The 26,942-nt window shown below is 72.1% G+C and carries 15 protein-coding genes; all 15 read left to right on the top strand.

Annotated elements, in window-relative coordinates; translation table 11 throughout:
* Positions 1–758: response regulator (locus tag O145_RS10280; RefSeq protein ID WP_043562690.1), on the top strand; the 758-nt coding region annotated here is incomplete at its 5' end.
* 497 nt (positions 759–1,255) lie between these two features.
* Complete coding sequence (locus O145_RS10275; RefSeq protein ID WP_043562675.1) at positions 1,256–3,817, top strand: ATP-dependent Clp protease ATP-binding subunit; 2,562 nt, start codon at positions 1,256–1,258, stop codon at positions 3,815–3,817.
* A gap of 575 nt (positions 3,818–4,392) precedes the next feature.
* A complete protein-coding gene (locus O145_RS10270; RefSeq protein ID WP_084682534.1) occupies positions 4,393–6,090 on the top strand; it encodes an AMP-binding protein in 1,698 nt (565 codons plus the stop codon).
* A complete protein-coding gene (locus O145_RS10265; RefSeq protein WP_043562671.1) occupies positions 6,062–6,760 on the top strand; it encodes an ABC transporter ATP-binding protein in 699 nt (232 codons plus the stop codon). The genes O145_RS10270 and O145_RS10265 overlap by 29 nt, the downstream gene beginning before the upstream one ends.
* Entirely contained in the window at positions 6,757–9,024 is a 2,268-nt protein-coding gene (locus tag O145_RS10260; protein ID WP_169740342.1) for an ABC transporter permease, read from the top strand. The genes O145_RS10265 and O145_RS10260 overlap by 4 nt, the downstream gene beginning before the upstream one ends.
* Before the next feature lie 631 nt (positions 9,025–9,655).
* Positions 9,656–11,068, top strand: coding sequence for an MFS transporter (locus tag O145_RS10255; RefSeq protein ID WP_043562669.1), 1,413 nt, complete (start codon positions 9,656–9,658; stop codon positions 11,066–11,068).
* A 28-nt stretch (positions 11,069–11,096) separates the two neighbouring features.
* Positions 11,097–11,552, top strand: a complete 456-nt coding sequence (locus O145_RS10250; RefSeq protein WP_043562667.1) for a universal stress protein — start codon at positions 11,097–11,099, stop codon at positions 11,550–11,552.
* A gap of 306 nt (positions 11,553–11,858) precedes the next feature.
* Positions 11,859–13,724: an MFS transporter gene (locus O145_RS10245; protein WP_229118493.1), complete on the top strand. Its 1,866-nt coding sequence runs from the start codon at positions 11,859–11,861 to the stop codon at positions 13,722–13,724.
* A 206-nt stretch (positions 13,725–13,930) separates the two neighbouring features.
* Positions 13,931–16,636, top strand: coding sequence for a pyruvate, phosphate dikinase (gene ppdK / locus O145_RS10240; protein WP_043562666.1), 2,706 nt, complete (start codon positions 13,931–13,933; stop codon positions 16,634–16,636).
* 210 nt (positions 16,637–16,846) lie between these two features.
* On the top strand, positions 16,847–17,815 hold the full coding sequence (locus O145_RS10235; protein WP_043562664.1) for an AAA family ATPase: 969 nt from the start codon (positions 16,847–16,849) through the stop codon (positions 17,813–17,815).
* A gap of 4 nt (positions 17,816–17,819) precedes the next feature.
* Positions 17,820–19,097, top strand: coding sequence for a DUF58 domain-containing protein (locus O145_RS16560; RefSeq protein ID WP_156966713.1), 1,278 nt, complete (start codon positions 17,820–17,822; stop codon positions 19,095–19,097).
* On the top strand, positions 19,094–21,589 hold the full coding sequence (locus O145_RS10225; protein WP_043562662.1) for a transglutaminase-like domain-containing protein: 2,496 nt from the start codon (positions 19,094–19,096) through the stop codon (positions 21,587–21,589). Before O145_RS16560 ends, O145_RS10225 begins: the two co-directional genes overlap by 4 nt.
* 73 nt (positions 21,590–21,662) lie before the next feature.
* Positions 21,663–22,940: a restriction system modified-DNA reader domain-containing protein gene (locus O145_RS10220; protein ID WP_043562661.1), complete on the top strand. Its 1,278-nt coding sequence runs from the start codon at positions 21,663–21,665 to the stop codon at positions 22,938–22,940.
* A gap of 105 nt (positions 22,941–23,045) precedes the next feature.
* The gene (locus O145_RS10215) at positions 23,046–25,562 is read left to right on the top strand and encodes a bifunctional lysylphosphatidylglycerol flippase/synthetase MprF (RefSeq protein ID WP_043562659.1); all 2,517 of its coding nucleotides are present in this window, start codon (positions 23,046–23,048) and stop codon (positions 25,560–25,562) included.
* Positions 25,555–26,940 carry an alpha/beta hydrolase gene (locus tag O145_RS10210; protein ID WP_043562658.1) on the top strand — a complete coding sequence of 462 codons (1,386 nt, stop codon included), beginning with the start codon at positions 25,555–25,557 and terminating at the stop codon, positions 26,938–26,940. Before O145_RS10215 ends, O145_RS10210 begins: the two co-directional genes overlap by 8 nt.
* Positions 26,941–26,942 lie beyond the last annotated feature (2 nt).

The raw sequence follows: 26,942 nt of genomic DNA, 5'->3' as shown, positions 1-26,942 counted from the left end.
AGGCGGACCTCGTGGTGGTGGGGGAGGCCGCCGACGGGGAGCAGGCCGTCGCGCTCGTCGCCGAACTCGCCCCCGACGTCGTCCTCATGGACCTACGCATGTCCGGCGTCGACGGTGTGGAGGCCGCGCGCCGGATCGCCTCTGGGGCGGGCACGGCGCACGGCGGGGCTGGGGCGGGCACGGCGCACGGCGGGGCTGGGGCGGGCACGGCGCACAGCGGGGCTGGGGCGGGCACGGCGCACAGCGGGGCTGGGGCGGGCACGGCGCACAGCGGGGCTGGGGCGGGCACGGCGCACAGCACCGCCGCCACTGCCAGCCCCCGGGTGGTGGTCCTCACCACCTATGACACCGACGGCGACATTCTGCGCGCCGTCGAGGCCGGCGCCATCGGCTACCTGCTGAAGGACTTGGCGCGCGAGGACATCCTTGCGGCCGTGCGTGCCGCCGCCGTGGGGCGCAGCGCGATGAGCCCGACCGTGGCGACGCGCCTTCTGGGGGCCGCGCGCGGCGCGGGTCGCAGCGGCGCGGGAGGGCCGGGGTCCCCGGCGCTGGTGACCCTGTCGCCGCGCGAGTGCCAGGTGCTGGCGGCGGTGTCGCGGGGCCTGTCCAACAGCCGGATCGGGGTCGAGCTGTACATCACCGAGGCGACCGTCAAGACGCACCTGCTGCGCGCCTACGCCAAACTCGGCGTCGACTCGCGCGCGGCGGTCGTCACCGAGGCGCTGCGCCGCGGCCTGCTGGTGCTGGACCCGGGCTGAGAGCCGGCTGTGGCCCCTTCGTCGAGATCGGTGCTGAGTGCCGGGTATCTCGTGTGCCCCTTCGGCCACGGCGCCACGCGTCGCGGGGCGCGGGCCCCGGCGCGCTGCGGCGGTGCGCGACCGACGCTCGGGATCGGGTGCCCGCCGGAATGACACAGAACCCCCCGGACACCGTCCCTCCCCCGGCCCGCCCTCGCAGGACGCAAGAAGAACCGTGCCATCCGAACGCCCTCCCGGCGAACGCCCGCGCTCCCACCACCAGAGCCCCGGCGAACCGATCTCGAGCCGGAAGCGAACCGATCTCGGTGAAGGGGGGCGGGGGGCCCTGAGCGGGCGGCCCTGAGCGGGCTGGGCTCAACCCTGCTCACGCCCTCTGCGAACAGGGGCATGGACGGCGCGCCCGCCCCGTTAGCCTTGTCAGCACGTGCCAGCGCCCCAATGCGCCATCCCCGGGCGGGCGCACCACCGATTCGCACGTGCCGAGGAGAAAACCAGCGATGTTCGAACGCTTTACCGACCGCGCCCGCCGCGTCGTCGTCCTGGCCCAGGACGAGGCGCGGGCGCTCAACCACAACTACATCGGCACCGAGCACCTCCTCCTCGGCCTCATCCACGAGGGCGAGGGGGTCGCCGCCAAGGCCCTGGAGTCGATGGACGTCTCCCTGGACGCCGTGCGCGCCCAGGTCGTGGAGATCATTGGCGAGGGCCAGTCCGCTCCCAGCGGCCACATCCCCTTCACCCCCCGGGCCAAGAAGGTCCTCGAGCTCTCGTTGCGCGAGGCCCTCCAGCTCGGTCACAACTACATCGGCACCGAGCACATTCTGCTCGGCCTGCTGCGCGAGGGCGAGGGCGTGGCCGCCCAGGTCCTGACCAAGCTGGGCGCGGACCTGTCTACGGTGCGTCAGACCGTCATGCAGATGCTCTCCGGCTACGAGGGCAAGGAGACCGTTACTGCCGGCGGCTCGTCCAAGGAGGGTGTCCCCTCCGGCTCGGCGATCCTCGACCAGTTCGGCCGCAACCTGACCGCCGCGGCCCGCGAGGGCAAGCTCGACCCGGTGATCGGGCGCCACAAGGAGATGGAGAGGGTCATGCAGATCCTCTCGCGGCGCACCAAGAACAACCCCGTCCTTATCGGGGAGCCGGGCGTGGGCAAGACCGCCGTTGTGGAGGGCCTGAGCCAGGCCATCGTCCACGGCGACGTGCCCGAGACCCTGCGCGACAAGCAGCTCTACTCCCTGGACATGGGCTCGCTGGTGGCCGGCTCGCGCTATCGCGGCGACTTCGAGGAGCGCCTCAAGAAGGTCCTCAAGGAGGTGCGCACCCGCGGCGACATCATCCTGTTCATCGACGAGATCCACACCCTGGTGGGGGCGGGCGCCGCGGAGGGGGCCGTGGACGCCGCCAGTATCCTCAAGCCCATGCTGGCGCGCGGCGAGCTCCAGACCATCGGGGCCACCACCCTGGAGGAGTACCGCAAGATCGAGAAGGACGCCGCCCTGGAGCGCCGCTTCCAGCCGGTCACGGTGGACCAGCCCTCCATCGAGGAGACCATCGGCATCCTCACCGGGCTGCGCGACCGCTACGAGGCCTTCCACCGGGTCGTCATCACCGACGACGCCATCCAGGCGGCCGCCAAGCTCGCCGACCGCTACATTAATGACCGCTTCCTGCCCGACAAGGCCATCGACCTCATTGACGAGGCGGGCGCGCGCCTGCGCATCCGCCGCATGACGGCCCCGCCGGAGCTGCGCGAGATCGACGACCGCATTGCGGAGGTCAAGCGCGAGAAGGAGTCGGCGATCGACGACCAGGACTTCGAGCGCGCCGCCGCCCTGCGCGACGACGAGCGCCGTCTGGTTGAGCAGCGCGAGACCAAGGAAAAGGCCTGGCGCTCCGGCGACCTCGACCAGGTCGCCGAGGTCGACGAGGGCCTGGTCGCCGAGGTCCTGGCCATGTCCACCGGCATCCCGGTGGTCAAGCTGACCGAGGCCGAGTCCGCCAAGCTGCTGGGCATGGAGACCGAGCTCCACAAGCGCATTATCGGCCAGGACAAGGCCATCGAGGCCCTGTCGAAGTCCATCCGGCGCACCCGGGCGGGCCTGAAGGACCCCAAGCGCCCCGGCGGCTCGTTCATCTTCGCCGGCCCCACCGGCGTCGGCAAGACCGAGCTGGCCAAGGCCCTGGCCGAGTTCCTCTTCGACGACGAGGACGCCCTCATCCAGCTCGACATGTCCGAGTTCGCCGAGAAGCACACGGTCTCGCGGCTGTTCGGCGCGCCCCCCGGCTACGTCGGCTACGACGAGGGCGGCCAGCTCACCGAGAAGGTGCGCCGTCGGCCCTTCTCCGTGGTCCTGTTCGACGAGGTCGAGAAGGCCCACCCGGACATCTTCAACTCGCTGCTCCAGATCCTGGAGGACGGGCACCTGTCCGACGCTCAGGGCCGCGAGGTGGACTTCAAGAACACCGTCATCATTATGACCACCAACCTCGGCAGCAAGGACATCGGCAAGTCCGTGGCCACGGGCTTCCAGTCCTCCGAGGGCGGCACCATGGACTACGAGGAGATGAAGGCCCACGTCAACCGCGAGCTCAAGCAGCAGTTCCGGCCCGAGTTCCTCAACCGCGTGGACGACCTCATCGTCTTCCCGCAGCTGACCCGGGCGGAGGTCCGCAAGATCGTGGACCTCATGATCGCCCGCCTGGCGGGGCGCCTGGTGGAGCAGGAGATGACGATCGAGCTCACCGAGGCCGCCAAGGAGCTGCTGGCCGAGCGCGGCTTCGACCCGGTGCTCGGCGCGCGCCCGCTGCGCCGCGCCATCCAGCGCGACATCGAGGACGCCCTGAGCGAGAAGATCCTCTTCGGGGAGATCGAGCGCGGCCAGAAGGTCATCGTCGACGCCGAGGGAGAGGGGATCCTGGGCGAGTTCACCTTCCGCGGCGAGCCCTGGGACCCCAAGATCGCCTCCGACCCGCTCAGCGCCGAGGTCGCCGCCCAGGAGGAGGCCAAGGCCATTGTCGACGCCGTGGGGGCGGACTCCCGCGGCGGCGCGGGGGAGTGACCCGCCGCGCGAGCCGCGGGGCGGGGAGCCGTCTGCGGCTGCGTGTGAGCGCTGCGCCGCGCCGGGGGTGCGACGCCGGTGCGCGCGGCGCGGTGCCGGGGCTCCCGCCTTCTCGGCACGACGCAGTTTCTTGGGGTGCCGCGTCCCGCTGGGGGCGCGGCACCCCCGTGTCTGCGGGCCCGGGCCGGCGCCGGGGCCGGATCGGGGCACCAGTGCGGGGATCTGGCTGGCCGGCTCCTTCTGCGCCAAGCTGACCGTACCGGGGCGCGAGGTGCGAGCCTGCCCAGTGGGTGGTCGGCGGATCCGCTCCTACGGGGCGCCGGGCGCCGCTCCGACCGTGCTCGCGGAGGCCCGGCACCGAGGAGACATGCCAGTGACAAATATTACATTTTCGAGGGAAGGTTGAGGTTGCTTGTGGTTAAGGTTAGCCTTACCAACAGCGATTAGCCGGTTGAGAGTTGTGGCCGGGAGAGTTGCGTTTCTCTGAACTCTAGATTTTCTTGACGTCCTTGATGTATCGAGACCTCTTCCTTGTGTGTGGAGTTGATGTGTGCGAGACGATTAGTGCCTGAATCATGGAGACTGTCTCGAGTGTTCCGCGGCGGACGGCGCTGCGATTTCTAGACTATTCCGATTCCCCGAGATCGGGAGAGTCTCGGCGGGTGCGGGAGTACACCTACCGTGAGCTGTGGGATCTCGTTGAGACAATATCCTGCGTATTGCCGGGGTCTCCCGGCGATCGGATCGCACTGGTGGTGCCCGGAGATGATCGTTTTATTTCCCTCTTCCTGGGCGCAATGCACAAGGGCCTCATTCCGGTACCCGTCCCGTTCCCATTGACGGGTATGTCGGCGATCGAGCGTTTCAAGACTATCGTGCGTGACGCCGGGCCTGCCGTCATTGTGGCCGCCCCTGCGATCCTTGACCGCTTGGCGGGCGAGATCCCAGCCCGCCCGGACGGTCCGGCTCCGCATCTGGTGAGTCGGGACAGCATCCTGTCCGCCTCCGCAGGCAGCGACGAGCCATGGCCGGCGCGTGGCGATGACCCGGCCTTCATCCAGTACACCTCCGGCTCCACGGGATCCCCCAAGGGCGTGCTCAATACCCACCGGGCGTTGCTGTACCAGAGCGAGTACATCTCCAAAGGCCTCGAGGTGGGACAGGTCCCGCAGATGGTGAGCTGGCTGCCGCTCAGCCACGATATGGGCCTCATCTACGGATGTCTGGATCCTCTTCTCACGCAGGGCACCACCACGCTCATGCTGCCATCTGCCTTTATCGCCGATCCGCTGCGCTGGATACTCGCGCTCAGCGACTTCCGGGCCACCTTCACCGCGTCGCCGGACTTCGGCTGTGCCTTGGCGGCCTCTGCCATTGTCAAGCGCCCGGGTCTGGAGGTGGATCTGTCCGCGCTGCACTGCGCCCTCAATGCCTCGGATCCGATCAGCCCGGACAGTCTAGCCTTCTTCCGTCGTGTGGCCGTCGGCCTTGGCATGGATGGGCGCGCCGTGACTCCCGCCTACGGGCTGGCAGAGGCCTCGCTCGCTGTCTGCGCCGCCCCAGGGCTCGGCCCTCAGGCGGCGGCGCAGCCCGTCACCCGCTTCGATTCCGCAGCCCTGGGGCGGAGCCGAGCGGTTGTCGTCGGGGCAGATGATGCGGGTCGCGAGCTTGTCGGACTGGGAGCATATCGACTCGACACGCGAGTCGGCATCGTTGATCCAGCCTCTCGGGAGCCCTTGGAGCAGGGACGCGTCGGCGAGGTCTGGCTTGCCGGACCGGGGCTTCCCCCCGGTTACTGGTACAATGACGGCGCCACCGAGGAGATCTTTCACGCTCGGCGTGCGGGCGATGATGATAGGACCGACTGGCTGCGCACCGGGGACCTCGGTTTCTTCCACGAGGGGAGCCTCTATCTCGCCGGCTGTCTTAAGGACCTCATCATCTGGCGCGGCGAGAACATCTACCCCCAGGATGTCGAGCGTACGCTGCGCGGTCTGAAGGAGACCCGCACGCGTAGGCTGTGCGTGGGTCAGCGTGAGCACGACGGCGCGCCGCGACGACGGGCCCTTTCCGCTCCATCGAGGTCCCCGGCGGTCATTTCCATGTGGTGGAGCATCCGGATGCGACGCTTGAGATCCTCACGAGGACTCTCATTTTGCGGGAGCCGGCGGGCGGGCCGGCGCCGGGCAGTCGCCGCGGATCAGGACAGGGTAATGAAGACAGAAGTGGGAAAGAAGGCTGGACATGACGATCGTCATCGACTCGGTCAGTAAGTCATTCGGTCGGGGAGAGGGAGCTGTCGAAGTCCTCAAGAATCTGTCCTGCTCGGTGCAGGATGCGGAGATCTGCTCCATTGTGGGGGCCAGTGGCTCGGGCAAGTCGACCCTGCTCAACTGTATGGGAGGACTGGACCGTCCCGACCGCGGCACCATTACCGTCAACGGCACGGAGATCACCTCGTTGAGGCCCAGGGCCCGCACCCGATTCAGGCGCAGGAGCGTCGGCTTCGTCTTCCAGTTCTACAATCTCGTGCCCAATCTGACAGTCACGGAGAACATCGAGGTCTGCGAGTATCTCACCGATGATCCGATGCCCCTGGAGGAGCTCCTGGACACGCTCGGGCTCAGTGAGCACCGCTTGAAGTTCCCCTCCCAGCTCTCGGGCGGCCAGCAGCAGCGCTGCGCCATTGCGCGCGCCCTCGTCAAGCAGCCCCAGGTCCTGTTGTGCGACGAGCCGACGGGAGCCCTCGATTACGGCACGTCCAAGGAGATGCTCGCGCTCCTGCAGCAGGTCAATGAGCGCCTGGGGACCACGATCGTCATCGTCACCCATAACGAAGCCATCTCCCGCATGACGCAGCGCACGATCATGGTGCGCGACGGCCGGGTGCAGAGCTCCTCGGTCAATGACGCTCCTGTACGGGCGGAGGACCTGTCGTGGTGAGGCTGCGGAGTCCCATCTCGGTCCTGCGCCGCCAGCTGCCGCGGGACTTGAGGGCTAAAAGAGGCCGGTACGCCCTCCTCGCCGCGCTCATCATCCTCGGTGTTCTCGCCTCCACGGGAACATCCACCGCCGGCCAGTCGGTTCTGAGCAGCATTAAGGACGGCCAGTCCGCCGCGAACGTCGAGGACGGCTACATCGCGACAAGTGGCGCGCTGGATGCCGCGCTGGTCTCCGCCATCGAGGACAAGGGCGTGACCCTCGAGGATGAGACCTACGCGGATGTCGAGGGGCCGGATGCATCGATTCTGCGCGTCTTCGCTGTGCGCTCGCGCATCGACCTGGTCAACCTGGACACCGGGGATCTGCCCCAGTCGGATGATGAGGCGGTCGTCGAGAAGCACTACGCGACGGCGCACGGCATCGGCGTCGGGGACTTCATTGAGGCTGGGGGCCGCCGGCTGCGCGTAATCGGGATCGGGAGCAGCCCGGACTACACCACTGTCGTGGCCCGCTCCACCGACACGGCCGCCGATCCCCGTGCCTTCGGGACCGCCTTCGTGACCTCCGGGGCGATGGAGGCATGGCCAGCGCCCGGCCCGACCAGGGTCCCCGGCTACGCGGTGGACCTGGGGGACTCCGGCATGAGCGTGGAGGAGGCCGCCGCCGCCATCGCCACTGCGGGGGAGCCGTCGTCCCTCGGCGTGCTGTCGGTCCTCGACGCAGCGGATAACTCGCGGATCATCGCGGGCGAGGACGATGTCACAGTGACCGCGCAGGCGTCCTATGTCGCCGGGGCGGTCGCGATCCTCCTCATCGCCTACCTCCTGGCGGTCGCGGTCGCCGAGGACATCAGGCAGGAGTCCCCGGTCATCGGTACTTTCTACGCCCTGGGCCTGACCCCCTGGGAGCTCATGAGGCACTATCTCGCGCTGCCCGTGGCCCTGACAGCGCTGTGTGCTGCTGTGGGCACGGGGGCGGGCATCGTCCTGTCGCCCTGTATGGATTCGAACTCCGGGTACTACTCGCTGCCGGAGGTCCACACCGAGGTGACGGGGGCCGCGGTCATCTTCGGTTTCGGCGTCCCGGTGCTCATTGTGAGTGCTGTCGGACTCCTCGTCCTGCAGCGCAGGCTCGCCAAGGAGCCGCTGCAGCTCCTGCGGCGCGATCTTGGCGTCGGGAGCCGGCCGGGGATGAGGCTGACCAGGTTCCCCTTCTCCGTACGCTACCGGATACGCCAGGGTCTGAGGGAGTGGAGGACCTGCGCGGTCATGCTCGCCGGGGTTGTGCTGTCGGTGCTGCCCATGGTGTTCAGCCTCGGCATGCGCGCCAGCGTGGACGCCTACGCCGAGCAGGTCCGTGAGAAGGTCCCATTCGGCTACCTCTACGTTCTCGCCGCTGGCGGTAAAGGGACTCAGCCCCCGCCCGTTCCCCAGGATGCCGAGAGGGCCTCGGTCCGATCCGTCACCCTGGAGCCGCCGGGCTCCGACACCGACGCGGACGCGATCCTTCTCGGGCTGGAGGACTCCGGGCGCTACTTCGCCCAGGACCTCGATCTCACGGAGGGCCGAGTCTACATCTCCTCCTCGACCGCTCTGCACGAAGGTCTCAAGGAGAACGACACCCTGACACTCCGGGGCGCGAGCGGTGAGGAGCACAGCGTCGTTGTGTCCGGGATTGTCGAGTACCCGCAGCCGGCGGTCCTGGCCCGCCTGGATACGGCCAACGGTCTCGTCGGCGAGGAGCCGACGGCGACGAACGCGGTCATGACGGACACGCAGAGCCCCGAGCTCGACGCTGCCTCCTCCCAGGTTGTGAGCCGAGCGGACATGATGACGAGCGTCAACACCCTCACCGATGCGATGACGACGACGATGACGATCCTGCTGACGGCGTCGATCTCCATGGCGGTCCTCGTCATCGTGCTGCTCATGCGGATGGTCGTGGACAAGGAGACCTACAGCATCTCGCTCATGAAGGCCTTGGGGTACACCGACCGAGAAGTCGGCGGGATGTATCTGAGCAGCTACGCCCTCGTCGTCGCAGCGGCGCTGATCGTGGGGATTCCGCTGTCCTTCCTCGTGATGCAGCCCGTGTGGCTCCGCATGATCTCCGGCCTGCCGACGGCCTTCGAGTTCACGCTGCCGAAGACGGCCGTCGTCATGATCGTCGGTGTAGTCCTGGGCTGCTACGTCGTCGCCCGTCTGCTGGGGGAGCGCCGGCTGCGAAGAGTGGATGTGACGGAGGTGCTCAAGGACCGCGAGTAGCGCAGGCGGCGGGCTTCCGAGCGTGCTGCCGCCCCGTGCGACGACGGCCGCCGCCCAGGAGGAGGCCAAGGCCATTGTCGACGCCGTGGGTGCGGACGCCCGCGGCGCGGGGGAGTGAGCCGCGCGAGCCGCGAGGCGGGTGCGGTGGCCTGCCGCCGCGCGTGAGCGCTGCTGCGCCGCGCTGAGGGCACGACGCCGGGGCCCGCGGCACGGCGGTGAGGGTTCGACGCCGGGGCCCGCCGCTCGACGCCGGGGCCCGCCGCTCGACGCCGGGGCCCGCCGCGCCCGGTGCAGCGCGATCCTCTCGGGGTGCCGCGTTCCGTCGGGGCGCGGCACCCCTGTGTCCTGCGGGCCCGCGGGAGCCGGGGCCCGCCGCACGACGACGGCTTTTCGGATTTGAAAGTGCTCCACGACACATACCGTGGAATAATCGGATCGTGCGCCTGAACCGAGCTCAGATCGACCCGACGTGGGACTAAAGGCATGTCAAACGTTAGCCATGTTGGGTAGATCATTGCCTTGCCACCCCCCGAGACTCCCCGCCGTCCCGCACAGCGCTCTCTCGGACGGGAGGCACGGCATCCGCTTCGGATGGCGCCGACAACCGCAGGGCCCAGGACAAGGACGACCTATGGCACAGACCTCCCAGAACGGCGCGGTGGATCTCGCGCACAAGCCCATGATGAGTACGGGCCAGATCCTGCTGATGAACGTCGGCTTCTTCGGCATCCAGTACTCCTTCGGCATGCAGCAGAACGCCATGTCTCCCATCTACCAGTTCCTCGGGGCCTCGGCCGACGAGCTGCCCATCCTCAACCTGGCCGGACCCGTCACCGGCCTGCTCATCCAGCCCCTCATCGGGGCGCTGTCGGACCGGACCTGGAGCGACAAGTGGGGCCGCCGTAAGCCCTTCTTCCTCATCGGCGCCGTCGGCTGCTCCATCTTCCTGTTCCTCATGCCCTTCGTGACCGCCGTGTGGATGGCGGTCCTGTGCCTGTGGCTGCTCGACGCCTCGAACAACACGGCCATGGAGCCCTACCGCGCCTTCATCGCCGACCGCCTGCCCTCCAAGCAGTTCGCCAAGGGCTTCCTCACCCAGGCCCTGTTCATCGGCGCCGGCTCGGCCCTGGCCGCCGGCACGCTGGCGGTTCTGGAGAAGATCGTCAGGGGCGCCACCGCCGCGGGCATCCCCTACTGGGTGTTCGGGGCCTTCATGGTGGGCTCGGTGTGCTCCATCGGCTCCGTGCTCATCTCGGTGCTCTCCACCAAGGAGCTGCCGCCCACGCCGGAGGACCGCGCCGAGCTCGAGCGCAAGAAGAGGGAGGAGGGCCCCTTCGGCTTCGTCAAGGACGTCGGCGTCGCCATTGTCGAGATGCCCCGCGGCCTGAAGAAGATGGCCCTCGTCTACCTCTTCCAGTGGTACGCCATGAACGTCTTCTGGCAGTACCTCGGGCTCATGTGCGCCATCGCCTACTTCGGCGTCAACCTGAGCGACCCGAACTACGCCAAGACCGATGCCTTCAGTGACGCCTCGGGCTTCGCCACCGGCCTCATGGTCGTCTACTACATCTCCTGCACGATCGTGGCGCTCTTCCTGGCGCGGCTGGCCAACAAGGTCGGGCCCAAGCACGTCCACACCGCGGCCCTCTTCCTGGCCGCCATCTGCCTCTACCTGCTGACCCACATCGGCAGCCCCGAGAACACGACGGTCCTCTACCTGCCCATGATCGGCATTGGTGTGGCCTGGGCCTCAATCGTGGGCATACCCTACGTTATGGCCACCGAGATGATCCGCAAGGAGCGCCGGGGCGTCTACATGGGCGTCATCAACATGATGATCGTCATCCCCCAGCTCCTTCAGACCCTCACCTTCGGCTTCATCTACAAGAACCTGCTCGGCAACCACCCTGTCAACGCCCTGCTCTTCGTCGCAGTCTTCCTCGTCATCGCCGGCCTGCTCATCGAGTGGATCGACACCGACAAGGACGCCGACCCGAGGGTGCGCGCCGCCGCTGTGGCTACCACCGAGACCGCCGTCGCCTGACCGGGCGCCACACGAAAGGATGACATCCGTGACCTATACCACTATCGTCGCCGGAGTCGGCAACCTTGAGGAGAGTACGCACGTCATCGACCGAGCCTGTGAGATGGCGCGCCTGTGCGATGCCACGCTCCTTCTCGTAGCCGGATTCGATCCCGTCTCGCCCCGGGACAAGGCCCGAGTCGCCGACACCGCGCAGGTCGCCGACGTGCGAGTGAACGAGGTCCAGCTGACCGAGGACGAGGCCTACGCCGTCGTCGAGAAGGCGCGCGACATCGCCGTCGAGCGCGGCGTCGGCCTCGCCCAGGGCGTCGTCGTCGAGGGGACGGCGGTCTCCGCCGTCACCCTGGTCACCCTGGAGGCCGAGGCGGATCTCGTCGTCGTCGGCTCCAAGGGCGTGGACTCCCTGCTGGGCCGCATCTTCGGCGCGGTCTCCGTCCAGGTGCTGCGCAAGTCCAGGTGCGACGTCCTCGTCGTCGTGCCCTGACCGCCACCGACCTGTCTCACCGGCGGGCGTCCTCCCTTTCGCGGGGCGGACGCCCGCTGCGGCATTTTGACCAGCTGTTGTACCCTCGTGTGATCTGGAGTCGTGCCGGATCTGCAGTGAGGCGGTGCGTGCCCGGTCTGCCGGGTGCGCGCCGGCCCGCTCCGGAAGGCGGCGCGCCGGACGTTCCCTGAGCCTCTCGGTCCCTGTCGCCCGTTGCGCTGCCCGGCTCCACGGCGTCGGCGGACGCCGAATCACGAGCGGTCCTGACCCGAGGGGCCGCGCAAGGATCGGATTGCCATGGACCATATGGCCACAACGCAGGATGAACATATCGACAAGCACCCCGCCGAGCTCGACATGGGGCTGGCGCGCGCAGAGCGCAAGGTGGAGAGGATCCGCCGGGAGCGGAGAAGACTGGCCTACATGCGGCGCCGCCGCCGGCTGCGCGCCGACGACGTCACCGTCATCGAGGAGTCGGCCCTCCGCAGGGCCATTATGGGCTCCGTCGTCGGCAACATCATGGAGTGGTACGACGTCGGCGTGTACGCCTACGTCGCCGTCCTGGTCGGCCGGGCCTTCCTGCCCGATGCGAGCCCTACGGCTCAGACCCTGTTCTCCCTGGGGGTCTTCGCCGTCACCTTCATCGCCCGCCCGCTGGGCGGGGTGATCCTGGGCCAGCTCGGCGACCGTCTCGGCCGCAAGGAGGTCCTCGCCTTCACCCTCATGATGATGGCGCTGGCGACCTTCGGCATCGGCGCGCTGCCGCCGGCCTCGGTGCTCGGCGTCTGGGCGCCCATCCTGCTGGTGTGCCTCAAGCTCCTCCAGGGCTTCTCCACCGGCGGCGAGTACGCGGGCGCCACCACCTTCGTCACCGAGTACGCCCCCGACAAGCGGCGCGGCTTCTACGCCGCCATGCTCGACTGGGGGTCCTACATGGGCAACGCCCTGGGCGCGGGCCTCGTCACGGCGCTCATGCTGACCCTTCCCGACGACATCATGGCGACCTGGGGCTGGCGCGTCCCCTTCCTCGTCGCCCTGCCCATGGGCGGCATCGCCCTCTACCTGCGGACCCGCATCGAGGACACCCCGGCCTTTCGCGACGCGCAGGCCGAGACCGACGACGAGGAGCCCGCCGACCTGGCCGCCGCCGAGACCGACATTATGCAGCCCGAGGAGGGGCCGCTGGGGGTCGTGGACATGGTGCGCACCTTCTGGCGCGAGCTCGCCACCGCCATTGTGCTGGTCGCCGGGGCCAACACCGTCGGATACACCCTGACCGCCTACATGCCGACCTACCTCACCGAGACCCTGGGCTACGACGCCGAGCACGGCCCGCTGCTGACCCTGCCGATCCTGGTGATCGTCGCCTTCCTCGTGCCGACCATGGGCTGGGTCTCCGACCACGTGGGGCGCAAGCCGGTCCTCTTCTCCGCGGCGCTGAGCACCGTCCTCCTGGCCGTCCCCTCCTTCCTGCTCCTGGAGCACAGGCAGCTGTGGTCGACCCTGCTGGGGCTGGTCCTGCTCGCCTACCCGACGGCCGCCTACGTCGGCAACCTGGCGTCCTCACTGCCGGCGCTGTTCCCGACGTCGTCGCGCTACGGCGGCATGGGCATCTCCTACAACGTCGCCGTGGCGCTCTTCGGCGGCACCGCGGCCTTCATTATGCAGGCGCTCGTCACCGCCACCGGGAGCAAGCTCGCCCCGGCCTTCTGGCTCATGGGGACCTCCGGCGCAGCCGTCATCGCGCTGTTCAACCTGCGCGAGACCGCGCGCCGCCCGCTGCCCGGCTCCATGCCGTCGGTCGCCTCCCGGGAGGAGGTCGTCGAGCTCGTCAAGACCCAGGAGGAGAACCCCGACCTGGACGTGAGCGAGATCTTCGCGGCCGCCCCGGCGCACCTGGTCGACACCGAGCCGACGGTGGCCGAGGCCCAGGCCGAGGTCAAGGTCGCCCTGGCCAACGAGGCGGAGGTGCGCGAGCAGCTGGCCCGGGCCGAGCGGGCCACGGCCGCGGCGCGGCAGGCGGTCGCGGCCGCCCGCGAGCGCGAGGACGTCGCCCGGGCCGGCCGGGCCGACGACGGCGACGGGTCCGGCCGGGCCGACGACGGCGTGCTGGCGGGCGCCGCGTCCGGCACCGGCGGTCCGGGCGGCGCAGCCGGCGCCGACGGCCTCTGAGCACTGCTGCCGCGCCGCGTGCGGCCCCCGGCGCGCACCGGGGACCGCACGTTCGTCATCGGGAGATGACGCGCTGACGCCTTGAGTTTGGTCTAGGACTGAAGTCACACTAGAGTGCCATGCGGAATGGCGCGCCGACGCGTGACGCCTGCATCAGGGCGACCCGAGACAGACCCGAGACAGATTCTGAACAGAAAGAGGCATCGATGCCCAAGTACGTGTACCGCTTCAGCGAGGGCGACAAGGACCAGAAGGACCTCCTGGGCGGCAAGGGGGCCAACCTCGCCGAGATGACCCGCCTCGGCCTGCCGGTCCCCCCCGGATTCACCATCACCACCGACGCCTGCCGCGCCTACCTGGCCGACGGGGCCGTCCCCGACGCTCTCGCCGTCCAGGTCACCACCGCGCTGCGCGAGGTCGAGGAGGAGCTGGGCCGCGAGCTCGGCGCCGCGAAGGACCCGCTGCTGGTCTCCGTCCGCTCCGGAGCGAAGTTCTCCATGCCGGGCATGATGGAGACCGTCCTCAACATCGGCCTCAATGACTCCTCCGTCGTCGGCCTGGCCGAGACCTCCGGCGACGAGCGCTTCGCCTGGGACTCCTACCGGCGCCTCATCCAGATGTTCGGCAAGACCGTCCTGGACATCGACGGCGACCACTTCTCCGCCGCCCTGGAGGCCAAGAAGGCGGACCGCGGCGTCGCGCTCGACTACGAGCTGGACGTGGACGCCCTGACCGAGCTCGTCGCCGAGTACAAGCGGATCGTGGCCGAGCACGCCGGCGTCGAGTTCCCCCAGGACCCGCGCGCCCAGCTCGACATGGCCACCGAGGCGGTCTTCCGCTCCTGGAACACCGAGCGCGCCCACATCTACCGGCGCCGCGAGAAGATCCCGCACGACCTGGGCACCGCCGTCAACGTGTGCACCATGGTCTTCGGCAACATGGGCCAGACCTCCGGCACCGGCGTGTGCTTCACCCGCGACCCCTCCAGCGGCCGCTCCGGCGTCTACGGCGACTACCTGGTCAACGCCCAGGGGGAGGACGTCGTCTCCGGCATCCGCAACACCCTGTCGCTGGCGGACCTGGAGCGCCTGGACAAGACCTCCTACGACGAGCTGCGCGCCGCCATGCGCAAGCTCGAGACCCACTACCGCGACCTGTGCGACATCGAGTTCACCATTGAGCGCGGCAAGCTGTGGCTCCTCCAGACCCGCGTCGGCAAGCGCACCGCCGCGGCAGCCTTCCGCGTGGCCACCCAGCTGGTCGACGAGAAGCTCATCACCACGAACGAGGCCCTCACCCGCGTCACCGGCGAGCAGCTCAACCAGCTCATGTTCCCGCAGTTCGCCTCCACCACCGACCGCGACCTGCTCACCCGCGCCATGCCGGCCTCCCCGGGCGCCGCCGTCGGCTACATCGCCTTCGACAACGACGAGGCCATCGAGCGCTCCGAGGCCGGCGAGTCCGTCATCCTCGTGCGCCGCGAGACCAACCCGGACGACCTGCCCGGCATGGTCGCCGCCACCGGCGTGCTCACCGCCCGCGGCGGCAAGACCAGCCACGCCGCCGTCGTCGCCCGCGGCATGGGCAAGACCTGCGTGTGCGGGGCTGACGCCCTCGACATCGACGCCGAGGCCAGGACCGTGCGCGTGGCCGGCCGCGAGGAGGTGCTCACCTCCGCCTCGACCATCGCCATCGACGGCCAGTCCGGCGAGGTCTTCCTCGGCGAGGTCCCCGTCGTCGACTCCCCGGTCATGACCTACCTGCGCCGCGGCCTGGAGACCGCCCTGGACTCCGCCGGCGACGTCGACACCCGCGAGCTCGTCACGAGCGTGGACCGCCTCATGCGCCACGCCGACGCGGTGCGCCGCCTGGAGGTGCGCGCCAACGCCGACACCCCCGCCGACGCCCGCCACGCCATCCACCGCGGCGCCCAGGGCGTGGGACTGTGCCGCACCGAGCACATGTTCCTGGGCGAGCGCAAGCAGCTCGTCCAGAACCTCATCCTCGCCGCCTCCGACGCCGAGCGCGAGAGCGCCCTGGCGGCCCTGCTGCCCCTGCAGAAGGGCGACTTCGTCCAGATGTTCGAGACGATGAACGGCAAGCCCATGACGGTGCGCCTCATCGACCCGCCGCTGCACGAGTTCCTCCCCGACCTGACCGAGCTGAGCGTCAAGGTGGCCGTCGACCGCGAGCGCGGCGCCCTGGACCCCGCCGACGAGGACCTCCTGGCCGTGGTGCGCAAGAGCCACGAGTTCAACCCGATGCTGGGGCTGCGCGGCGTGCGGCTCCTGCTGACCATGCCGGGTCTCATCGAGCTGCAGGTGCGCGCCATCGCGGAGGCCGCCGTCGAGCGGCTGCGCTCCGGGGGCGACCCGCACCCGGAGATCATGATCCCGCTGATCGGCTCCGTCCGGGAGATGCAGATCGCCCGCGATCGTGCCGAGAGGGTGCTCGCCACGGTGTCGGCCGAGTCCGGCTACGAGCTGGACTTCCCGATCGGCTGCATGATCGAGCTGCCCCGCGCCGCGGTGACGGCCGCGCACGTGGCCGAGGAGGCGGACTTCTTCTCCTTCGGCACCAACGACCTGACCCAGACGACGTGGGGCTTCTCCCGCGACGACGTCGAGACCTCCTTCGTGGGCCGCTACATCACCGAGGGCATCTTCGGCACCTCGCCCTTCGAGTCCATCGACTCCGACGGCGTGGGCGCCATGGTGCGCCTGGGCGTCGAGGGCGGGCGCGCGACCAGGCCGGAGATGAAGATGGGCGTGTGCGGAGAGCACGGCGGCGACCCGGACTCCATCCTCTTCTTCCACGAGACGGGGCTGGACTACGTGTCCTGCTCGCCGTTCCGCGTCCCGGTCGCCCGCCTGGAGGCGGGCCGCGCGGCGGTGCTCTCGCCGGTTGAGTGAGGCCGTGAGCCGCTGAGGCGGCGGGGCCGGGCGGGGCGCGGTCGTAGCGCCCCGCCCGGCCCCGCCTTCCCCTCCTCTTCGCCGAGATTCGCCGAGATTCGCCGAGATCGGTCGTATTCCGCGTCGAGATCGGTTCACCGGACCGATCTCGAGCCGGAGATGAACCGATCTCGGCGAGAGGCGGGCGGAGCCGTGCGGCAGGATGTGCCCATGAGTCCCGCCCCCTTCGGCCCAGACGCCCTGCGCTCACTCGTCGACGCCCTGCGCTCGCGCATTGAGACCGTGGTCGTCGGCAAGCCGGAGGCGGTCGGCACCGCCATCGCCACCTTCCTCGCCGGCGGCCACCTCCTGGTCGAGGATGTGCCCGGCGTCGGCAAGACGACCCTCGCGCTGAGCCTGGCCCGCTGCCTGGACCTGACCGCCTCCCGTATCCAGTTCACCGCCGACCTCATGCCCACCGACGTCACCGGCTTGTCCGTCTACGACCAGGCCGCCCGGGAGTTCCGCTTCCACCCCGGGCCGGTCTTCGCCGGCATCGTCGTCGCCGACGAGATCAACCGCGCCACCCCGCGCACCCAGTCCGCGCTCCTGGAGGCCATGGGGGAGGGGCGCGTCAGCGTGGAGGGGCGCACCCTCGACCTGCCCGACCCCTTCATGGTGGTCGCCACCCAGAACCCCCTGGACATGGAGGGCACCTTCCGCCTGCCCGAGGCCCAGCGCGACCGCTTCATGACCCGCCTGGCCATCGGCTACCCCGGCCCCGACGCGGAGTCCGCCATGCTCCTGGCGCGCGCAGGCACCGACCCGGCCGACGACCTCGCGCCGGTCGTCACCGCCGCCGACGCCGCCCGCGCGCGCCGGGCCGTGGCCGGCCTGCACGTCGCCCCCGCCGTCGCCGACTACGTCGTCGGCATCGTCGCCGCCACGCGCGCCGACCCCGACCTCGCCCTGGGGGCGAGCCCGCGCGCCGGCCTGCACCTGCTCGCCATGGCCCGGGCCGGTGCGGCCATGGAGGGCCGGTCCTACGTCTCGCCCGACGACGTCGCGCTGGCCGCTCCCGGCGTGCTCGCCCACCGCCTCGTGCCCGCGGGCCGCCAGGCCTCCGACGCCGAGGCCTCCGAGGCCGCGGCGAGCGCCCTGGCCCGCCACGTCGCCTCCGTCCCCGTGCCCAGGAGGTGACGGCGTGGGGGCCAGGACGACGACGGCCGCCCGCAGCCGCGCCCGGGGCGGCGCACCGCGGGCATGCAGAGCACCACGGGCGCATCGCCGGCCGTGGATCGCCCCGACCGCGCACGGGGCCTGGCTCCTCGTCGTCGCTGCGATGCTGACCGGCGCCGGCCACCGCTGGGGGGTGGGCCTGGTGCGCGGCGCCGGGCTCCTCCTGGCCTGCGTCGCGGCGGCCGCCCTGGCGGCGGCCTGCCTGACGGCGGCGGCCCGCACCGTCACGGTCGCCCGGCGGTGCCCGCGGCCGGCCGGACCCGCGCGCGTCCAGGCCGGAGAGCCGGCCCGCTGGGGCCTCGTGCTCGGCCGCACGGGTCGCAGCCATCCCGTCTGGGTTCTGTGGCGCGTCCCGGGGCATCGCGAGCTGCGGCCCCTCGTCGAGGGGCGCGGCGACCTGGTGCTCACGCTGCCTCGGCGCGGCCGGTGCCGCCTGGAGGCGCGCACCCTGGCCTTCACCGACCCGCTCGGTCTGTGGCGGGTCCGCCTGCCGCTCGGGGCGGCCCTGGATGTGCTCGTCCTCCCGCGGCCGCTGGCGGCGCCCGGCCTGCCGGTGAGTGGGGTCGTCCCCGCCGACCTCCTGCGCGCCGACCGGGGCGAGGACCTCACGGGCCTGCGCGACTACCGGCGCGGCGACCATCTGTCCTCGGTGCACTGGCGCCAGTCCGCCCGGCTCGACCGCCTCGTCGTCGTCGACGCCGAGCGCCGCACCCGCGCGCGGCTCACCGTGGCGCTCGACACCCGCGCAGGCTCCTACGGCGCGGACCGCCTCCAACGGCGGACCCGGCCCGGTGCGGAGGCGGACGCCTTCGAGACGGCCGTCAGCCTCGCCGCCGGGGTGCTGCGGGCCTGGGAGTCCACCGGCGCGGATGTGCGTCTGGTGCTCGGTCGGCGGCTCGTGGAGGCCGACGCCGGCGAGCGCGGCGGGATCGCGCCCCTGCTGGAGGCCCTCGCCCTGGCGGAGGCCGTGGCCGGGCCGCAGGAGCCCGGGGCCCGGGAGCCGGCGCCCCGGGAGCCCGGGGCGCAGGGGGACGGCGCGCCCGACGTCGTCATCACCGGGACGGCCGCGCTCGCCGACGTCGGGCGGGGGCTGGCCGCCCCGCGCGCGGCGGGCGAGCTCGTCCTGGTCGGGCCGGCCGCCGGGCCGGCTGGAGGATCGCCCGCGGAGTGGCGGGTGCGCACGGTCCCCGCGGGCGCCGAGCTCTCCGGGGACGCGGGTACGGCTCGGGGTGAGAATCGGTGACCCGCCCCGACCGCATCGGCGCCGCGCCCCCCGGCACCCCGCCCGCCGAGCCCGTCCGCTGGCAGCCGCTGCTGGCCGCCGTCCTCATCACCGCCTTGTGGGGCAACGGCCTGCGGGTTCTCGACGTGGTCCTCAGCCCCGGCCCCTGGATCGGCCAGAGTCTGCTCGTCGCCGCCCTGACCCTGGGGGCGGCCGGGGCCGCGCGCACCATCTGGCCCAACCGCGTCCTGGTCGCCGTCGTGCTCGGCCTCGTGGCCGGCGCCGTCCCGACCGTGCTGGCCATCAGGTCCGCGACGGGCCTGGCTCCCTGGCGCGCGGCCCCCTTCGAACGGCTCGGGGAGGCGGGCGCGGCCATCCGCCAGGGCGTGGCGCCGCTGGAGGCCACCCCGGCCGTGGCCTCCGTCGTCGTGCTCGTCAGCCTCCTGTTCGCCTGGGCCTGCGTGCTCATGAGCGCCGGCAGCGGGGACGCCGTCGGGGCCAGCGGGTTCATACCCGCCGGCACCCTGCTCGTCCCCGGCCTCGTGGTGGGGCAGGCCCCGCCCGCGCGGTCGGTCCTCGTGGCCGCCGTGTGCCTGGTCCTGCTCGTGGGCTCCGCCGCTCCTGCGGCGCCCCGGTACGCGGGCCTGCCGCCGAGGACCCGCGCGGGCCGAGCCCTCGTGCGCGCCGGCGGGCGCGCCTGCGTCCTGGCCGCCGCGCTCGGCCTGGCGGCGGGCGCCCTCCGCCTCGCCCCGGCCGTCCCCGACCAGCCCTGGCGCCACGCGCCGGACCAGCCCGCCACCGTCCCTGACACCAGCCTCACCCTGAACCAGGACCTTGTGCGCGGCTCGACGGCCACCGCTTTCGAGTACGGCGGCACCGGCTTCCCCGAGGGCGCGAGCCTGCGCTTCACCCTCGCCGTCGTCCGCGACCTCGACGGGCAGAGCTGGGACCCCCTGACCGAGACCGAGGGCGTCACCGCGCTCTCGCGCCTGACGACGCCGACCGGCGCGCACGCCCTGACGGCCGGCGGGGCGCTGGCGGCCGCTGGCGCCCCGGTCCCCTCCGACCAGCTGCCGCGGGTCCTCGTGCGCGTCCGGGGCCTGGCCGGCCGGCGCCTGCCGCTGCTGCAGTCCACCGCCCTGGTGGGGCCCGCGGGCGACGACGGCGCCTCGGCCGACCCGACCGCCGCGGCCGCCCCGACGCTGTCCCCGGAGGACTGGCAGTGGGTGGCCGGGACGAGCACGGCGATCTCGACCGGCGCCTCGGCCCGGCCGGGCACCGCCTACACCGCCTACGGGTGGTCCGCCGTCGCCGACGCGACCGGCCGCCCCCAGGCGGACCCGCCCGTGGGCCCCGCCGCCCCCGCCGCCGAGACGCTCGCCCCCTACACCGCGCTGCCCGGGGAGAGCCCGGCCGTCCGGGACGCCGCCGCGGAGGCGCTCGGCGCGGCGGGCGCGGACGGCGCCGACAACGCCACCAGGGCGGCCGCCCTGGCCGCGTGGTTTCACGGCAACGGCTTCGTCTACGACGAGTCAGCCCCGGGCGGCTTCGACGGCGGCGCGGGAGGGGCGACCGCGTCCGGCGCCTCGGTCGCCGCCGCCCCCGGGAGCCCGACGGCGACCGTGGAGGCCTTCCTGGCCGAGCGCCACGGCTACTGCATCCACTACAGCGCCGCCTTCACCCTCATGGCCCGCAGCCTCGGCATCCCCACGCGCATCGCCATCGGCTACGCCTCGCGCGCCGGCGGCGAGGGCGCTATGACGGCCGTCTCCGGACGGGACCTGCACGCCTGGCCCGAGGTGTGGATCGACGACGTCGGCTGGGTGGCCTTCGAGCCGACGCCCGGTGGTGCCGGGGCGCGGGCCGAGGCGCCCTCCGCCGACACGCCCCAGCCGGGGGCGACGACCGCGGCCCCTTCCGGCCCGACCGCGACGGCCTGGCCGGAGGGGGCCGGCCCTGCGGGCGCCGGCTCCGCGGAGGGCGGCGGTGCCCGCCCCCTCCTGCCGGCCGTCGTCCTGGCGGGCGCGCTCGCCGCGGCCGGCCCCGGCGCCCTGCGGTGGTGGCAGCGCCGGCGCCGTCGTCGGGAGGCGGCCTCGGGCGATGCGCCGGCCTGCGCGGCCTGGGAGGAGGTCCTGGCCACCGCCGTTGACCTGGGCCTGCTGGGGCGGCGCCCGGGCGAGCCGCCCGGCCAGGGGCCCCGGGCCCTGACGCCCGAGGCGATCGCCGAGTACCTGTCGGGGCTCATGCCGGGTCCCGAGTCGGGGCCCGCGGCGCGCGAGCTCGAGGAGCTCGCCGCGCGGGTTGTTGCCGAGAGATTCTCGCTCAGGGCAGAACTGCCGGGGCGGGTGGGGAGCGAGTGGCGCGTGAGACGGATGAAATCAAGGAATCGCAACGATTTGGTCACCGTTCTCAAACGGGTTCGTGTGGCGCTCGCCACCTGCGCGCCCCGCCGTCGTCGGCTCATAGCACTCATCGCCCCGAGATCCGTGATGCCACACCGGTGGTGGGCATGAGATGATGGCGGAGCGGACGGCGTCACCGCCGTGGAGCCGCCGTTAGGACCGAGATGATCCAGAAAGGCACGTCATGGCGCTGTTCGAGCTCACCGGTACCCGACTAGAGGCGACGGCCCTGGGGGAACCCGTCGAGGCTGCTCAGCGTCAGACCGTGCTCGGGGCCGTGCGCGGGCAGCTCGTCGATGTCCTGCGCCGCCCGGTCTTCCCCATCGTGTGGGAGCGCGAGGGCGACGCCGACGTGCTCACCGCCCTGGACGCTGCCAGCCAGGTGATGTGCGTCGAGCTGCTCGAGCGCCTCGACGCGGGCGCGCTCGTCGCGGCCATGGCGCGCACCGCCACGGCCGCGCAGAGCGGGTGGACGGACCTCGCCGCGCGCTACCCGGGCGGGAGCACGTCCTTCCGGGAGGACTGGGACGAGTTCCGCGAGACGGTGCCGATCAACGCCGGGCCGAGCCCGCGGCTGACCATGATCGCCATGGCGGTCAACGACGACGTGCGGACCGCCCTGGCGATGCTGCTGTGCTCGGGCATCGAGGTGCAGGAGGCGCAGGTCCGCACCGCCTCCGACGGGCGCGTGCTGGTCGGGCTGGAGCCCGTGCGCCACGACGTCCTGGGCGGCTCCGGCGCGGTCCTCGTGGCCAGGGCCTCGCGCATGGCCCTGGAGCGGCCGAAGGAGAACGAGGCCGCGACGACGGCCCCCACCATGCCGGTGCCGAGCATGAGACGGGGGACCCGGACCTCCCGCGCGGCCAAGAAGGACCGCCCGCCCATGGCGCCCGGCGGGCGCGTCGAGGCGGCGACCGGGCACGTCGAGGCGGCGCGCGTGCGGGCGGCGGGCGCACGCGGCGAGCGGTCCCGGGCCGCCCGCGCCAGGGCCGTCGGCCCGGCGGCCGCCGTCGCGACCACCCTCATCGAGCCGATGGAGCCCGTCGAGGCGGTCGAGGCGGTGACGGGCCCCAACGACGTGACCGTGCCCACAGTGCGCCTGGTGGAGTCGGCGTCGCCGGCCACGAGCCCCGGAGGCGTCGACCGCAACCACCGCGCCGCGGCCCCTGTCCTCGGGGCGCAGCCGACCGTGCCCTCCGGCGGGCAGTCGGCGGCCGCGCTCGCCTCCGTGGCCTCCCGGATCGATACGCCGGTGACGCTCGTGTGGCAGCGCATGCGGCGCGGCATCCACCATGAGGCGGTGCTCAGCGCCGACGGCGTGATCACCCTGTCCAACGGTATGCGCTTCCGCGACCCCTCAGCCGCCGCCAACGCCGCCCAGCACACGCAGGACATCGACGGGTGGCGCGTGTGGCGCGTCGGCGCCCAGGGGCCGGCCCTGCGCGACTTCATCAAGGACTGACTCCGCGCGGGCCGGCAGCCGGCGGCCGCCCTATGAGAATAAGCGCATGTGCCTCCTCCCCCAGGCGGAGGTTGGGAACTGGATTCATCCCCCATGATTGGATATATGTCGACCCGTTCCCGCACCTCCCGACTCGCGATGCACATATCGCCGCGCATGGCCGCCAGCGCCCGTACCGCTCTTGCCTGGCTGCGGAGCGGACGCGTCTGCTCCGTGCTCGCCGGGCTCCTCATGCTCAGCACGGCGGCGCTGGCCGCCGCTGGCCACGTCTCGCCGCTGCGCATCTCGGACAGCCCCCTCGCGGCCGACCTGTTCCCGGACGGCCCCCTGCGCCTGTGGAGCCTCCTGACCGCCTGGGCGGGCGCGACCCACCTCGGCCCCCTGACGGGCGTGGTCACCCTGCTCACCGTCGGCATCGCCCTCGAGCGCTTCATCGGTGCCCGTCGCCTTCTTCTGTCCGCCTTCCTCCCCCACGCCGTCGGCGTCGGCATCGCCCTGGTCGCCCACCCGCTCATCAGCGCCGTCGCCCCCACCTGGGGCCACCTGACGACCCGCTACCAGATCTCGGGGGTCCCGCTCCTCCTCCTGGGCCCCCTGCTCGCCTCGACGGCGCTGATGAACCACACCTGGAGCCGCCGCACCCGCCTGGCCACCCTGGTCTTCCTCCTGGTGGAGACCGCCGTCACCGGGACTCCGGCCTCCTTCGCCCGCCTGACCACCGCCGTGGCGGGCCTGCTCCTGGGGACGGTCGCCTGGCGAAGGTCCGCCTCCTCCATCCGGATGTCGCGCACCCGCCGCTCGTCCCGCAACCTCCTGGCGCTGCTCGTCGCCTGCTGGTCGCTCACGCTGACTCTGGCCACCGTCACGCGCTCGGACCTCGGCCCGCTCGCCAGCGCCCGCTACGGCGTCGTCCCCGAAGGCGGCGCCTCGCAGCCGGCCGCCGGCGCCCTCATCCTCAGCCTCATGCCGCTCCTGCTCCAGCTCGCCCTGGCCGACGGCCTGCGCCGGGGGCGCCGCATAGCCGCCCTGGGCACGATCGGCCTGCAGATCTTCCTGGCCCTGTGCTCGGTCCTGTCGATCAACACCTTGCGGATCGATGGCAGCTTCGTTCCGGAGGACGGCACCCCGGTGATCATCTCCGGCCCGGACAACGTCTGGGGCGGCCTGAACCACATCACCGTGCCCGTCATGCTCAACCTCGGCATTGTGCTGCTGGTCGTGTGGAACCGCGACCACCTGCGGCTGCACACCCGTGCCGGGGTCGTGCGCAAGGCGGTCGGGACCTGGGCGGTCGCCGCGCTCGTCTGCGCCGTGGCCAGCGTCGCCCTGGGCTCGCTCGTGGTGCAGGACTTCGTGCCCGACGCGACGCCCGTGGCCCTGCTGGTCGACTTCCTCGTGCGGCTCCTGCCGACCGCCGCCGAGGGCCTGCTCATACCCCCGCTGACCCCGGTCGGCCCCCTGGCGGGCCTCGCGGCCTGGTTCTTCCCCATCCTGGCCTGGACCGCCGCTGTCGCGTGCACCTGGGCGGCCATGACCAACCCTGCGATCACCCCCCGCGTCAACCAGGAGGACCTCATCGCCCTGGTGCGGGCGCGCGGCGCCGGCACGCTGGGCTGGATGCTCACCTGGCCCGGCAACGAGGCGTGGATCGCCGAGGACAGGCGCACCGGCTTCGCCTACCGGGCCGGCTCCGGCGTCGCCCTGACCCTGGGCGACCCGGCCGCCGCCGGCCCCGAGGACACCAGGGCCGCCGTCGAGGGCTTCACCGCATTCGCCGCCGAGGCCGGGCTGGTGCCCGCCCTGTACTCCGTGCACGAGCCCACTATGCTCGCCGCCCGCGACCGGGGGTGGACGGTCCTGCAGGTCGCCGAGGAGGCGGTCATCGACCTGCCCGATCTCGTCTTCAGGGGCAAGGCCTTTCAGGACGTGCGCACCGCCCTCAACCACTCGCGCCGCGAGGGCATTACGGCGGAGTGGACCACGTGGCGCACCGCCCCGGAGGGCCGCCGCGACCAGATCCGCGCGATCTCGCAGGGGTGGGTCGGGGAGAAGGCCCTGCCCGAGATGGGTTTCACGCTCGGCGGACTGAAGGAGATCGACGACGACGACACGCGCCTGCTGCTCGCCGTCGACGAGAGCGGCACCGTCCACGCGGTGACCTCCTGGATGCCCGTGCACCGGGGCGGCAAGGTGGTCGGCCTGACCCTGGACGTCATGAGGCGCCGCGAGGGCGGGTGGCGCCCGGCGATCGAGTTCCTCATCGCCCGCGCCGCGCAGGACGCCCAGGCCGAGGGCCTGGAGGTGCTGTCGCTGTCGGGGGCGCCGCTGGCCCGCTCCGGGACCTCCGGCGACCTGACCGGGGACGGGACCGACGACGTCGGCGCCTCGCGCTTCGACCCGCTGCTGGACCTGCTTGCCTCCCTGCTCGAGCCCGCCTACGGCTTCCGGTCCCTGCACGCCTTCAAGCGCAAGTTCCAGCCGCGCAAGGTCCCCATGTACCTGGCCGTTCCCGACGTCGTGGACCTCGCAGCGGTCGGCGTAGCCATCGGGCGCGCCTACGTCCCCGACCTGACGCCGGCCCAGACGGCGCGCTTCGCCCAGGTGCTCGTGACGCATGACTGAGGCGCTCGTCGGGCTGCTGGGCTCGGTGCGGCTGCGCCAGCCGTGGATGGGCGACGCCTGCCTGGCCGTGGTGGCGGTCCTGGTCACCTCCCTGTGGCTCGCGCGCACCCGCTACCTGCCCCGGCGCCGCCGGCTGGTGGCGCCGGTGGCGGGGCTGGTGCTGGGCCTGGCCGGCTGGTGCGCGGTGGACGTGGCCTGGCGCCCGGTGGCCGACGGCCTCGGCCCGGTGGTGTGGACGTGGGTGGGCCTGGCCGGCACCGTCGTCGTCCAGGCGCTGCTGGGAGGCGGCCCGCGGGAGGACGGCGACCGCGCGCACGACTGGAGGCAGCGGCTGGCGCACGCGGTCGGCTCGGGCGCCAGCATTGTGGTGGCGTTGACGGCGGGCCTGCTGGCCGTCAACGGCTTCTTCGCGGCCTTCCCCTCCCTGGCGGCGGTCCTCGGCGTGGACGTGTCGACGACGCCGCTGGCCGCGCTGCCCGCGGCGGCGGCCCACCCGAGCCCTCCGCAGCGCGGCGAGGGGGCGCTGTCCGAGACATGGAGCGCGCCCGAGGACATGCCGTCCCGCGGCGAGGTGGTCACGGCGGAGATCCCCGCGGGCGACCAGTCGGGGACGCGGGGCTTCAGGCCGCGGGAGGCCATGATCTACCTGCCGCCGGCCTACCTGACCGAGCAGCGGCCGGCCCTGCCGGTGGTCCTCGCGCTCACCGGGCAGCCGGGCAGCCCCTCGGACTGGTACGAGCTGGGCGCCCTGAAGGACACCATGGACGCCTACGCGGCGGCCCATGACGGCCTGGCGCCGGTGGTGGTGGTCGCCGACCTGCTCGGCAGCCCCTACCGCAACCCCCTGTGCTCGGACACCGAGCGGGGCGGGAAGGTGGCGACCTACCTGGAGCGCGACGTCCCGGACTGGATCCGGGAGAACCTGCAGGTGGACCACGACGCCTCGCACTGGGCGGTGGCGGGCCTGTCCAACGGCGGGACCTGCGCGCTGCAGGTGGCCAGCCGGTCCCCGCAGGTCTACCCGACCTTCCTGGCGCTGAGCGCGGAGGAGCACCCGAGCCTGGGCGGCGAGAAGCGGACGGTGAGGGTGGGATTCGGCGGCGACCGCGTCGCCTACGAGGCCAACGACCCGCTCGCGATCATGGCGGCCGCGCCGCCCGACCAGTACGCGGGCGTGGCGGGGATCGTGTCGGTGGGGCGCGACGACCGCCTCTACAGTCCCGTGGCGCCCGTGCTGGTGGACGCCACCACGCGGGCGGGCATGAGCGTGACGCAGCGCGACTACCCCGGCCGGCACACCTGGGCGCTGTGGTCGGTGGCGCTGGCCGACCAGATGGACTGGCTCGGCCAGCGCCTGGAGATCGCGCCCGCGCCCTGATC

The sequence above is a fragment of the Actinomyces israelii DSM 43320 genome (assembly GCF_000711965.1).
GTDB classification, from domain to species: Bacteria; Actinomycetota; Actinomycetes; order Actinomycetales; family Actinomycetaceae; genus Actinomyces; species Actinomyces israelii.
The sequence above is the reverse complement of the archived record's forward strand: the minus strand, read 5'-3'. Positions and strand labels throughout refer to the sequence as shown.